Source organism: Streptomyces sp. NPDC058691, from assembly GCF_042714775.1.
GTDB lineage: Bacteria > Actinomycetota > Actinomycetes > Streptomycetales > Streptomycetaceae > Actinacidiphila.
The window spans coordinates 1-12628 of record NZ_JBHXSO010000109.1; the positions used below are offsets into that span (position 1 = coordinate 1).

Below are 12628 nucleotides of genomic sequence, written 5' to 3' on the forward strand. Positions count from 1 at the left end.
AAGCCCCAGATGCCCGGCTCCGCGCCATCGGCGAGGATCTTGGTCTTCGAGCGCAACTTCGCAGTCGGCTCGGTACCGTCGATCCAGATGTACTCAGCCCTGTAAGCCACTTGTCTCTTCTCTCTCTTTCAGATGCCCTGCCGTCGGCCGGCAGGACGTGAATGGGTGCCGCGTGCGCGGCGCGCGGGGGCGCGGACGGGGGCCGGTCAGCTCACGGCCGTCGGGGTGGGCTGCAGGAGCCCGGCCACGCGGTCGTGGCCGCCTCGCAGGGCGTCGGAGTGCGCGGTCCCGCCCCACCGGTCCTTGATCTGCGGGTCGGCGCCCTGGTCCAGGAGGTACTTCACGACCTCCAAGTGCCCCTCGGAGGCGGCCAGGTGCAGCGCGGTCCGCTTGTCGTAGTCGGTGGAGTCCGGGTCCTTGCCCGTCGCCAGCGCGATCCGCACGTCGTCCAGGTCGCCATGACTGGCGGCCCACAACAACCGCATCGTGGAGGAGATCTCCTCCTCGTGCTTGCCGCGCCGCGGATCGCGCTTGCCGGAAACCTCCCCGGGAGCGAAGGCGTCGTAGACGTGGAAGTTGAAACGCCCGACCAGTTCCTTGCAGAACGCCACCCCACGCACGGTGTTGCCCAGCGCGTCCAGACGCGGCGACCAGACACACACGCCCATGACCCCCGGAACGACGATCATGAGCCCGCCCGACACACCGCTCTTGGCAGGCAGCCCGATGGTGAACGCGAACTCGCCCGAGTAGTCGTACATCCCGCACGATGACATCAGCGAAAGACACTTGCGCACCGTGTCCGCGGAAAAGATCCGCTCCCCGGTCAGCGGGTTGACCCCGCCGTTGGCCAGCGACGCCGCCACGACCGACAACGACCGCGCATCCACCTCGATCGCGCAGCACTGGAAGTAGAACTCCAGGGTCTCCACCAGATCGGTGCCCTCCGGGAACGAACCGTGCTCCCGCATGAAATAGCCCAGGGCGAAGTTCCGGTCCGCGGTCCGGCGTTCGGAAAGGTAGACCGCATTGTTGAAACCGACCGTGCCGCCACCGGACAGCCTGCGCCAGGTCTCCGCGACATAGTCGAAACGGTCGGCCGTGTCCTGCTGCGGCCGGATCAGCGAACACGACATGATCGCACCCGAATTGATCATCGGGTTGTGCGGCAGCCCGTCACTGTTCAACGTCAGCTCGTTGAAACCACGCCCACTGGGCTCGCGGCCCACATGCCGGTGCACCACATCGGCGCCGTGCTCCTCCAGCGTCAGGCAGTAGTTGATCGGCTTGCACACCGACTGCACACAGAAAAGGGTGTCGGCGTCACCCACCGCGAACCGCTGCCCGTCGATCGTGCACAACGCGATCCCGAACTTCTCCGGATCAACCCGGCTGAGCTGCGGAATGTAATCCGCGACATGCCCCCCGTCGACACGCCGCAAGTCCTCATAGATCCCGGATATCTCGCTCTGCAACGCACCGAAGTCGGGAATCACGAAGTCCCCCCTGATGGACTTCGTGACAACACCCCCGCCCTTCCTGCACAAGTTCACGAACCGGTCCAGGTCGATCCTGGACTGCCCCTCGATGTCGACACCCCGGCGCAACGCCGCCCACACCTCCGCCACCCGCGGATCGGTCTCCGAGATACCCGACTCCCGAAGCCGCGACGCCAACTCGGCAGCCGCGATCCGGCCATCCGCATCGACACCGAACGACGCGAAAAGCTTGCCGTAGTACCCGATACCGAAATCGACATCCCCGGATTCGGCGCCGGGCTCCTGTGGCTGCTGGGCGCCCTCGGCATGACGCAGCCGGGGTCCCGCTTTCTTGGTCGCAGGCATAACAAGACTTCCCCTACTCGTGGCGAAAAATTCGACAGCCCGCCTCAGATGCCCCGATAACGTTGTCGCGTCCCGACACCGGCCCACACGCGAGGCCGGCGGGACCGGCGGCCGATCGGCTGAGCGCCCATGACGAAGGCTCCATGTCTCGGTTGCGAACACTTCACTGTCACAACGTGTGGAAGACGGCGCTGATCCTACCTGCGCGTTGACACGGTGCAAATTGGATCACGATCACCGGACCGCTGCGGCCGATGCGGTCTCCGTCGGCCAAAAACCGCTCCACAGCACCCCTGTAGCCGTGGAACAGCCCCGCCGCCCGATCGGCCGTGGGCCGTCCGAACAGTGCAAGTAGTTGAAGACTATACCAAACGTTGGCCCGCTGCCGCCCTCGAACCCCACGGAACAGCGGCTGTCCACACGTCGAACAGGGCCGTCGCCACCCTGGATCCAGGCAATACAGGGCGATCCGCTGGGCAGGACCAATAGATTGCCTGCGTCATACACACGATGGCACTATCCCCGCGCGCCGGCGGAGCCGGCGACGAGTGCCCGCGCATGGCGCTCTCCCGCCTGTGAGTCGTTCGGCCGCCGTCGGCACGGCGTGGAACACGGTGCCGTGCGCGATCGACTCTCACAGGCGGGAGGCAGGACCCCGTTCCCGGGATCCCGGCGTCAGCGGGCTCCGGCCATGAGGGGGACCAGGTTGGCGAGCGTCTCGCCGGCCGCGTAACGCCGCAACTGGTCTACCAGGAAGGCCAGGGAGGCCGGGACGAAGGCGTCGGTGAACGCCCCGGTGTGCGGGGTGACCAGCGTGCCGGGCAGTCGCCACAGCGCGTGGCCGACGGGCAGCGGCTCGGGGTCGGTCACGTCGAGGGCGACCCGAAGCCGCCCCTGTTCCACCGCTCGCACCAACGCGGTGGTGTCGACGAGTTCGCCCCTGCCGACGTTGACGAGGACCGCCCCGTCCTTCAGCAGGGCGAGCCGGGCGGCGTCCAGCAGATCGCGGGTCTCGTCGGTCAGGGGCGCGCAGAGCACGACGGCGTCGACGGTCGGAAGCAGTGCGGGCAGTTCCGCGACACCGTGCACACGACCGTCCACCGTGTCGCGGGCGGTCCGTGCCATGCGGACGACGTGGCAGCCGAACGGCGTCAGCCTGGTCGCCACTGCCGAGCCCACCGGGCCCTGCCCGACGACGAGGACTCGCTTGCCGGACACCGTGGTGAAGCCACGCGGCTGCCACTGCCGCGCCCACTGCTGCCGGAAGAAGTGGTCGAGGCCGCGCGCGGCCGCCAGGAGCAGGGTCACCGCGAGCTCGGCCGTGGCCTCGCCGTGCACTCCGCGGGCCGTGGCCACCTGGGCGGCGCCGGGCAGCAGATGACGATAGGGCTCCAGGTAGTCGTGTCCGGAGCTGAGGAGTTGGAGCACCTCCAGGCGCTCGACCCGGGGCAGCAGCCCTCCGAGGATGCGCTGCTGCATCTCCGGCACCGGCGGGGGCACCAGGAAGCGGAGCTCCGCCGGGTCGGACGGGTAGGCGCCGTGGCCGTCCCAGTGGTGGTACGTCAGTCCTTCGGGCAGCCGGCCGGGGAAGTCGGCGGGGCGGTAGGGAAGCCACACGGAGCGGCTTTCAGTCATGTTCGTTCGCTTTTCTATGGATCTTGGGCGACGCGGGTGGTCCACCGCCGCGTCACGGCACGTCGGGTGGCCCCGACGCCTCAGTGGGCAGCGATGGCCACGTCAGCCTTCACACGCTACCCGTTCCTCATTGTGGGAACGGTGTGACGAATATCGCCCGGACCGACATGGGGAACGCCCCGCGCCAAGACCCCCGACAGGCTCAGCACGGGGCGTTCCCGTATTCCCGGCCTGGGTCTCCCCACAGATCCACACCGGGAGTCTTCTGCGCGACCCGTCCGCCGGGACAGGTCGCTCGAATCACCGCCACAACGGTGGCGTGATGTCGTCGGTCCATCCGACCGACGCGAGTGACACCGTAGCAAACCATAACGTCTTACAAACACTGTCATGGCGCCCTACGCCGTGATGAACGGCGTATTACGAGCCGGCCGGCCGGATCCCGCGATCCGGCGCGGGTCCCGGCCTGCATCGTGTCACAATGAATGGTGTGAACCGCGCCAGGGCACGCGGGGCGGCCTTGCCGGGCCGTGCACCCCAGTTCAGGGGCGAAAGGTCGCAGCATGGACTGTGACCGTGTCACCACGTGCGGTACTAATCTAAGTATCAGGCGGTCCGATGCGCCTCCTACGTTGCGCGTGCTCATCACGGAGGCGACGTCGGGGGGCGTTCGGCCCGCGCGACAACACGACGGAGCCAGAGGGCCGAGGATGGGAGGGCGCATGGTCTTCATCACGCACAGTGCTCGTGACATCGAGGCCACCGCTCGGGCGCTCCAGGACGAACTCCAGCGCCTTGAGGCGCAACAGCACGGGCTGGAGCGGGAGTTGGCCGCCGTTGTGGCCCACCTCGGCTCCGTACGCCGAGCCCTCGGCGCCCTCCGGAAACTGATGCCCTCCGTTCCCCTCGACGGGATCACCGACGAGCCTCACGAAGAGGGCCGGCAAGTTCCGCCCACCAGTGCCGGCGACCTCGCGGCGACGGCCGAGGGCGCGCCCGTGGCGCCTGCGGCCGAGTCCGCCGGGGCGACGGGGTCGTCGTCCGGCACTCCGCCCGGCGGAACCCGTGATGACCGGCCCGGCACGGCCGCGCACGGCAATTACGGGTGGCTGACCGAGCAGATCCTCGAGTATCTGGCCACCACCGGCGGCACCGAGGTCCGCGCACGCGACGTCGCCGCAGCCCTCGGACGCGACACCAACGCGGGCAGCATCAACGCCGTGCGCAGCACGCTGGACCGGCTCGTCGGCGCTTCCCGGGTGCGGCGCACAGGGCGCGGCCTGTACCGGTCGGCTTCCTGACCGTCCGCCTCACGGCGCCTGGGCGCCCACTCACATGCCGCCCCTGTCGGGCGCTGTCGTGATCTTGTCATGCGCACATCATCATGTGACACCAAGCGACTCGTTTGTCATTGACTGACAAGCCTGTCTATAGTCGACGCCAGAGTCCGGGGCAGCATCCGGACGGCAAGGAGCGAAGACATGGACACCACCCTCCACGCGCCCGGCACAACCTGCTGGGTGGAACTCGGTTCGCCCGATCCCGAGTCCGCGGCCACCTTCTACGGCGCGCTGTTCGGCTGGGAGTTCGCCGAGGACACCGCCCGCGGGGCGGGCCACCGCACGGCCATGCTCCATGGGCGGCCCGTCGCCGGGTTCCGGCCCGCGGGCGAACCGGCCCCGCCGGCATGGACGACGTTCGTCACCGTGGACGACGCCGTCACGGCGGCGGCCGCCGTGACGGCTGCCGGCGGCATCGTCCTCTCCTCCCCCGGCCTCAACGGAGTCGTGCACGTCGCCGATCCCGGCGGTGCGCGGTTCGCCCTCAGCGAGGGAGGGGCGCGGCACGCCGTCATGGACGCCCACGAACCCGGCACCTTCGCGTGGAGCGAGCTCATCACCGACGACGTCGAAGCGTCGACCGCCTTCTACGGCTCCCTCTTCTCGTGGGTGGCGGGCGCCCCCGAGGCCCCGCTGGGCCGTCGCGCCTGGCACCTCGAAGGCACGCAGGTCGCGCTGCTCCTGCCCCGCCCGCCGGCGATGCCCCAGGAGATCCCGCCGTACTGGGACGCCTACTTCACGGTCGCGGACGCAGAGGAGGCCGCTGCCGGAGCCTCGGCCGCCGGCGGCACCGTGCTCATGGCCCCCACCGACATCGGCGCGGGCCGCATCGCCGTGCTGCTCGACCCGCAGGGCGCCGTCTTCACCGTTGTCTCGCACCGGAATTGAGGAAGACCACCATGTCCGTCAGCGGTAAGGCCGGCATCGTCACGGGTGCCGGATCGGGGCTCGGTGAAGCCGCGGCGAAGCGTCTCGCCCGCGAGGGCGCGCACATCGTCGTGGCCGACGTGGACAGCGCCGGCGCCGGGCGAGTGGCGCGCGAGATCAAGGCCGCGGGCGGCGAGGCGGCCCCCTTCGAGGCCGACGTCCGGATCCTCGACGACACCGAGCGGCTCGTGGAGTTCGCCGTCGCCACATACGGCCGGCTCGACATCGCCTTCAACAACGCGGGCGTCACACCCCGGCTCGTCGACGTCCATGAGACGGCTGCCGCCGACTGGGCGCACGTCATCGACGTCAACCTCACCGGTGTCTTCCACAGCATGCGGGCGCAGCTCTCCCGCTTCCTCGCGCAGGGCGACGGCGGGGCGATCGTGAACATGGCGTCCACCGCGGGCGTCATGGCGCACGCCGGCCGGGCGGCGTACGCGGCCTCCAAGCACGGCATCATCGGCCTGACGCGTTCCTCTGCCGTCGAGTACGCCCGACGGGGTATCCGCGTCAACGCCGTCGCCCCGGGCCCGATCGACGCCCCTTCCGCCCGGGTGCTGCCGCCCGAGGTCCGCGCCGCGATCGCGGCGAAGACGGCGATGAACCGCACCGGTGGGACGGAGGAGGTCGCCGCGGTCGTGAGCTTTCTGCTGTCGGACGAGGCGTCCTTCGTCACGGGCTCCGTCTACGAGGTCAACGGCGGCCAGACCCAGCTCTGACCCGTCGCCTCCTTGTACCGGCATGGCCTGACAGGAATGTCCATGAGCGGCATCCCTGTCCGCGGCCGATAGGCTGGGCCCATGAGCAGCGCAGACGCGGCACGATCAGGTCTCCGGGAGATGACGCGGCAGACCGTACGGTCGCAGATCGCCGACCGGGCGATGGCGTTGTTCATCGAGCACGGCTTCGAGAGGACCACCATCGAGCAGATCGGGGCCGAGATCGGCATGTCCGGGCGGAGCGTTTCGCGCTACTTCGCCAGCAAGGAGGACATGGTCGTCGGGAACCTGACCGCCATCGGTCAGGGCATCGCCGGCCGTCTGGCGGCTCAGCCCATGGACGTACCCCTGTGGGCGGCGCTGCGGCACGCGCTGGACGACCACGTGGACGCCCTCGACCGCGACCCGGACGGCAGGCTCCTGGCGACTTCGGTGATGCTCGCCGGTACGCCCGCGCTGCGGGGGGCGCTGGCGAAGAAGCAACTGGAGTGGCAGGAATCGCTGGTCCCCCTCGTCGCGGCCCGACTCGACGGCGAGCGGCGGGAGTTGCGGGCACGTGCCGTGACCACAGCCGTGCTGGCCTGCCTCAACACGGCCGTCACCGCCTGGACGGAGAGCGGTGGCACCGAGCGCGTCGACGTCCTGCTCGACGTGACGCTGCGGGCCGTCGGCGCCGCCGCCACGGAACCGCGCTGACCGCGGGGAACACCCGTCCTCTGCCACACCCCCCAGCCCCGCATTCATTCGTTCACCGGAACCGGAATAGAACCCGGCACCCGCTTCTTAGATTATTGTGAGTATCTAAGAAGGCGCGGCGGCGCGCCGACGAACGAGAGGGATCAGCATGTCCACAGCATCGGCTGGAACGGCACTCATCACCGGCGCGACCGCGGGCCTGGGCGCGGCCTACGCGGAGGAACTGGCCGCACGGGGGCACGACATCGTGATGGTCGCCCGCGACCAGGAGCGGCTGGAGAAGGCCGCCGCGGACCTGGCGCGGCGCTCGGGGCGCGAGGTCTCCGTCGTGAGCGCCGATCTGTCCACCGCCGAGGGCATCAGGGCCGTCGAGGAGCGCCTGGCCTCCGACACCGCGATCGACATCCTGGTCAACAACGCCGGCAGCGCGCTGTTCGGCCCCCTGTCAGCGGCGGACCCGGCGCACTTGGAGTCGCTGATCACGCTCAATCTGACCTCCACCACCCGGATCGCGGCGGCCGCGGCCAAGGCCTTCGCCGGGCGCGGCGCGGGCTCGATCATCAACATCTCGTCCGCGTTCGCGCTCAACATCCCGGCGGTGGGCGCGGTGTACGGCGCGGCCAAGGCGTATGTGATCGCCTTCACCCAGGCGCTGGCGCAGGAGTTCGCCGACTCCTCGGTGCGGGTGCAGGTCGTGGTCCCCGGCGCGCTGGAGACGGCGATCTGGGACGGTTCGGGCATCGAGCTGCACCAGCTGCCCAAGGAGGCGGTCATGTCGCCGCGGGACGCCGCCCGCGCCGCGCTCGCCGGTCTCGACGCCGGTGAACTGGTGACGATCCCCTCGCTGCCGGAGTACACCATGTGGCAGGCCTACGACGAGGCCCGGCTCGCGCTCGCCCCGGTGCTCTCGCTGTCGCAGCCGGCCAAGCGCTACATCGGCTAGCCGAACATCTCGGGCCCCGTCCCCCCGGCAAGGCAAGGGGGGACGGGGCCCGAGGCATACGTCCGTCAGGAGCCTTCCGCGATGCGGTGGGGGTGCGCCGGATACACCCCGATGAAGCGCGCCTCCGAGGAGAAGAAGCGCAGCTCCTCCAGGGCCAGGGCGACCCTGCTCTCGTCCGGGTGGCCCTCGATCTCGATGTAGAAGCGGCTGGCCGCGAGCCCGGCGCCGACCTGGTAGCTCTCGATCTTGGTGAGGTTCACGGCGTTGCTGGAGAAACCGCCCAGCGCCTTGTACAGCGCGCTCGGGATGTTCCGCACGGAGAAGAAGAGGCTGGTCATCATCGGCTCGCCGGTGACCGCCGGGAGCTGCGCGTCACGGGACAGGACGACGAAACGGGTGGTGTTGTCCGGGGTGTCCTCGACGCCGCTCTCCAGCACCTGCAGCCCGTAGAGGGCGGCGGCACCGGGCGGGGCGAGCGCCGCGTGCCGCGGGTCGCCCAGCTCGGCGACCTCGCGGGCGGCACCGGCGGTGTCGTCACTCACGAGGGTCTGCCAGCCGCCCTCGCGGATGATCTTCCGGCACTGGCCCAGGGCGTGCACATGGCTGCGAACGCACTCCACGTCCTCCAGCGACCCGCCGGGAACGCCCATCAGGTCGAAGCGGATGGGCAGGAAGTACTCGGCGATGATCGACAGGCCGGAGTCCGGGAGCAGGTGGTGGACGTCGGCGACGCGACCGGCGGCAGAGTTGTCCATGGGGATCACCGCGAGGTCGGCGGTGCCCAGCGTCACCGCCTCCAGGGCCTGCTCGAAGGTCGTGCAGGGCAGGTCGCGGCTTCCGGGGTACAGGTCACGGGCCGCGGCGGCCGAGTTCGACCCCGGCTCTCCCTGGTAGGCGATGGTCACCATGTGCGTGTCGGTATCTCCGGCTCGGGGCTCGCCGCGACCGTCGGTCGGCGGTGCGTGCGGGGCCGGCACGGGCATGCGCCGCGAGGACCCACTCCAGGCATGTTACTGGGGTCACCTGCGAAACCGTGCGGACGGAGCGCCCCGGCGGGCCCGCGGCGGCGCTCCCGCCGGGGCCCGCGAGGACCGGAACTCACCAGGGCAGCGGGCCGCCGCGGTCCGTGAAGGTACCGGTGGGGCCGTCCTGGCCGATCGTGGCGAGCGTCACGATCGACTCGGCGCCCTCCTCGGGGCTCTGAATGCCGTCGCCGCTCAGGCCGTGCAGGTCGGTCGCGCTGAAACCGGGCTCGACGGAGTTGACCCGCATGGCGGGCAGGCCCTTGGCGTACTGCACGGTCAGCATGTTCACCGCGGCCTTGGCGGACGAGTAGACGGGGGTCACGAAGTGGGACTCGTGCCGCCCGGGGTCCTGGACCACGCCGAAGGAACCGAGCCCGCTGCTGACGTTCACCACGACGGGGCTGTCCGACACCCGGAGCAGCGGAAGGAAGGCGTGCGTCACGCGCACCAGGCCGATGACGTTCACGTCGAAAACGGTCCGCATGTGGTCGGCGGTGGCCTGTTCGGCGTTCACCATGCCCTCGAAGACGCCCGCGTTGTTGACCAGGACGTCGAGACGACCCTCCTGGTGGCGCAGCTGCTCCGCCGCCGCGGCGACGGACGTGTCGTCGGTGACGTCGAGCTGCAGGAAGCGGGCACCGAGATCGTCGGCGGCGGCCCGGCCGCGTGCGGCGTCGCGGGAGCCGATGTAGACGGTGTGGCCGAGCTCGACCAGCTGCCGGGCGGTCTCGCGACCGAGTCCCTTGTTGCCGCCGGTGACGAGTGTGATGGTCATGGTGGGTTCCTCGGATGTCTTCGGAAGTCTTCGGTGTCATGTCAGGTACGGGAGTGGCCGGCGGGCGGGTCGCGCTCGCGTCGCGGGTCGTCAGGCGCGAACGGTGCCGACGGCGTCGAGCCGGGCGATCGCGTCGGCGGGGAGTTCCAGAGCCCCCGCGGCGACGTTCTCGCGCAGGTGGGCCACGGACGACGTGCCGGGGATCAGGACCGTGGTGGCGGAGCGTCGCAGCAGCCACGCCAGTGCGATCTGCTGCACGGAGGCGCCCAGGCGGCGGGCCACCTCCGCCGCCGCCTCCGACTGCAGGGGGCTGAAGCCTCCCAGCGGGAAGAACGAGGCGAAGGCGATGCCCTCCTCGGCGCAGCGGTCCACGAGGGCGTCGTCCTGCCGGGACACGAGGTTGTACAGGTTCTGGACGGCGACGACGGGCGCGATGCCCTGGGCCTCGGTGAGCTGCGCGGAGGAGACGCCGCTGAGCCCGAGGTGCCGGATCAGGCCCTGTTCGCGCAGTTCGGCCAGGGCCCCGAACTCCTCGGCGACCGAGTCCGCGGTCGTGCCGTCGCGTGAGCCCAGGCGGAGGTAGACCACGTCGAGGACGTCGGCACCTAGCCGCGTCAGATTCTCGGACCTGGGCCTTGAGGTCCGCGGGCTCCAGGGAGGAGATCCAGCTGCCGTCGGCTCCCCGGCGCGCGCCGACCTTCGTCGCGATCCGGAGATCCGCCGGGTAGGGGTGCAGTGCCTCCTTGATCAGTTCGTTGACGATCGCGGGCCCGTAGAAGTCGGAGGTGTCGATGTGGGTGACGCCCAGCTCCACCGCTTCGCGAAGCACCGCGAGCGCCTGGGCCCGGTCCTTCGGCGGCCCGAAGACGCCGGGTCCCGCGAGCTGCATGGCGCCGTAGCCCATGCGGCTGATCACAAGGTCGTCCGCCAGTCGCAGGGCTCCGCCGGGGACGTTCCGGGAATCCGTCATGTTTCATACCTCTCGCCGTTTGTGCCGCGGATGCCGTGGATCAGGCCGATCCCGGCTGACGACCACTCTCCGCGGGCGCCGGCCCGGACGGCAGTGCCCCCTCGTTCATGGGAGCGAGGGGGCCAGGCACGCGAGGGCCAGGCCGGGCTCGCCACCGCTCGTGGGCATCGTCGGCAGACCGCGGTTGGAGCGAATGCCTTACGGCACGGGAGAGTTGGCCGACGGCCGACCGCCCGACGCGGCCTCGGCACAAGGCGGGTTCTTCGCCGGCTTCGGGGCGAACGCGCTGGGCACGGACCTGTCGCCGACCGACGTCTGCGGGCGGGCTTCCGCGATCCGGCAGAGCGCGCCCAGTCGCCCCAGAGGCCGAAGACCTCCGGGTGAACGCCCTCACCGCCGACCCCGCCGACCGCCCACCCTCCGGGGCCACGGCCATTCCGCCTCAGGCGCAACTCCCCCTGTGCGGAGCCGCTTTCGGCTCACGCCGCCGGCCGCATGATCGCTACCGGGGCGTCGCCTCGGCGCCCGGCGCAGCGGTGTCGCGCACGGCCTCGAGGATCTCCTCCGAGAGGGGCGATCCCGCGGTGGCCCGGGCGAGGATGATGCCTCCCACGAGCGTGGCCAGGCCCGCCAGTCCGGTCTTTCCGGGGGCGACCCAGTCGGCCATGTCGCGAACGCCCGCCGCGTAGGCGGCGCGCCACTCGGGTTCCCGTGCGACGTCGCCGCCGAAACCGGCCGCCGGGCACCCGGATCCGGGGGCGTCACGGTGGTCGGCGGACAGGTACGTGTCGTACAGGGCACCCAGCGCCGCCTCATGGCCGCCGTGGTCTGCGTCGAGTCCGGCCAGGTACTGGAGCATGTCACCAAAGCCCTTGGCCTCGGCCTCCACGACCAGGGCGTCCTTGGAGGCGAACTGCTTGTAGAAGCCGCCCTGGGTCAGGCCGACCGCCTCCATGACGTCCACCACGCTGACGTTCGCCACACCCCGCTCGCGGAAGAGCCGCGCGGCCGCCTCGACCACGCGCTGCCTGTTGGCCTGCGCCTCTGCCTGCGACACCCTGCTCATGTCCGGTCCACCTCTTGTCGAACGCCCGGCGAAATCCACCGCACGGGTGGCCGGTGACTGCCGCACACTTACGCGCCGGCCTCACTCCGCCGCCCCTTCGATGATACTCGCCATCTAACGGCCCTGGCGGTGCCGAAAGGCCTGCCCCCGGGGCCGCGTCCCCCACTCGGCGCGCGCTAGGCTCGAAGCACGGCATCGCGTGCCGGTCACCGGCCGGGTGAGGCATGGAGGTGCCCGTGAGATTGCCCCACGGAGGCATTCCACACATGCCCGTCGAGTTGAACCACACCATCGTCCACGCCCGGGACAACCGGGAGTCCGCCGCGTTCCTCGCCCACATCCTGGGCCTCGAAGTCGGCGCGGAATGGGGACCGTTCGTCCCGGTCGCCACGAGCAACGGAGTGACCCTCGACTTCGCCACCATCCCCGCGGAGTCGATCGTCATGCAGCACTACGCCTTCCTCGTCTCCGACGAGGAGTTCGACGCGGCCTTCGCCCGCATCGAGGAGGCCGGCCTCGCGTACTACGCCGATCCGCACCTGAAGCAGCCGGGCGAGATCAACCACCATCACGGCGGCCGCGGCCTGTACTTCCTGGATCCCGCGGGTCACGGCATGGAGATCATCACCCGCCCTTACGGCAGTCACCAGCAGGCGGACGGCGCCTGACCCGCACAGCGCCGACG

General features: G+C 70.4%; 11 protein-coding genes and 2 pseudogenes. 6 read left to right on the plus strand and 7 right to left on the minus strand.

Translation table 11 applies throughout. The features are described from left to right. The 3 genes and pseudogenes from ACFWVC_RS37555 to ACFWVC_RS37565 all read right to left on the minus strand — a co-directional run. Positions 1 to 110 (minus strand): annotated as a pseudogene (locus ACFWVC_RS37555) (glutamine synthetase); the annotation flags it as partial. A gap of 96 nt (positions 111 to 206) precedes the next feature. Further along, positions 207 to 1844: a glutaminase A gene (gene glsA / locus ACFWVC_RS37560; RefSeq protein ID WP_384298650.1), complete on the minus strand. Its 1638-nt coding sequence runs from the start codon at positions 1842 to 1844 to the stop codon at positions 207 to 209. 675 nt (positions 1845 to 2519) lie between these two features. Next, positions 2520 to 3479 carry an NAD(P)-dependent oxidoreductase gene (locus ACFWVC_RS37565; protein ID WP_384298657.1) on the minus strand — a complete coding sequence of 320 codons (960 nt, stop codon included), beginning with the start codon at positions 3477 to 3479 and terminating at the stop codon, positions 2520 to 2522. Positions 3480 to 4201: 722 nt separating this feature from the next. Here ACFWVC_RS37565 and ACFWVC_RS37570 point away from each other — a divergent pair. The 5 genes from ACFWVC_RS37570 (at position 4202) to ACFWVC_RS37590 (ending at position 8107) form a co-directional block, all read left to right on the plus strand. Continuing rightward, positions 4202 to 4780 (plus strand): hypothetical protein, encoded by a 579-nt coding sequence (locus tag ACFWVC_RS37570; RefSeq protein WP_384298662.1) that lies wholly within the window; start codon positions 4202 to 4204, stop codon positions 4778 to 4780. Positions 4781 to 4960: 180 nt separating this feature from the next. Beyond that, complete coding sequence (locus tag ACFWVC_RS37575; RefSeq protein WP_384298666.1) at positions 4961 to 5707, plus strand: VOC family protein; 747 nt, start codon at positions 4961 to 4963, stop codon at positions 5705 to 5707. Between the two features lie 11 nt (positions 5708 to 5718). Next, positions 5719 to 6468: an SDR family NAD(P)-dependent oxidoreductase gene (locus tag ACFWVC_RS37580; protein ID WP_384298672.1), complete on the plus strand. Its 750-nt coding sequence runs from the start codon at positions 5719 to 5721 to the stop codon at positions 6466 to 6468. 81 nt (positions 6469 to 6549) lie between these two features. Beyond that, positions 6550 to 7164, plus strand: coding sequence for a TetR/AcrR family transcriptional regulator (locus ACFWVC_RS37585; protein WP_384298677.1), 615 nt, complete (start codon positions 6550 to 6552; stop codon positions 7162 to 7164). Positions 7165 to 7312: 148 nt separating this feature from the next. Beyond that, positions 7313 to 8107, plus strand: coding sequence for an SDR family NAD(P)-dependent oxidoreductase (locus tag ACFWVC_RS37590; RefSeq protein WP_384298682.1), 795 nt, complete (start codon positions 7313 to 7315; stop codon positions 8105 to 8107). Between the two features lie 65 nt (positions 8108 to 8172). Here the strand turns inward: ACFWVC_RS37590 and ACFWVC_RS37595 are convergent, their stop codons facing one another. The 4 genes and pseudogenes from ACFWVC_RS37595 to ACFWVC_RS37610 all read right to left on the minus strand — a co-directional run bounded on the left by ACFWVC_RS37595 (position 8173) and on the right by ACFWVC_RS37610 (position 11943). Further along, entirely contained in the window at positions 8173 to 9015 is an 843-nt protein-coding gene (locus tag ACFWVC_RS37595; protein ID WP_384298686.1) for a prephenate dehydratase, read from the minus strand. 190 nt (positions 9016 to 9205) lie between these two features. Then, positions 9206 to 9907, minus strand: coding sequence for an SDR family NAD(P)-dependent oxidoreductase (locus tag ACFWVC_RS37600; RefSeq protein WP_384298692.1), 702 nt, complete (start codon positions 9905 to 9907; stop codon positions 9206 to 9208). Positions 9908 to 9997: 90 nt separating this feature from the next. Next, positions 9998 to 10877, minus strand: a pseudogene (locus tag ACFWVC_RS37605) (oxidoreductase). Between the two features lie 502 nt (positions 10878 to 11379). Next, positions 11380 to 11943: a TetR/AcrR family transcriptional regulator gene (locus tag ACFWVC_RS37610; RefSeq protein ID WP_384298696.1), complete on the minus strand. Its 564-nt coding sequence runs from the start codon at positions 11941 to 11943 to the stop codon at positions 11380 to 11382. Positions 11944 to 12209: 266 nt separating this feature from the next. Here ACFWVC_RS37610 and ACFWVC_RS37615 point away from each other — a divergent pair, with 266 nt between their 5' ends. After that, entirely contained in the window at positions 12210 to 12611 is a 402-nt protein-coding gene (locus ACFWVC_RS37615; RefSeq protein ID WP_384298703.1) for a VOC family protein, read from the plus strand. Positions 12612 to 12628: the final 17 nt, after the last annotated feature.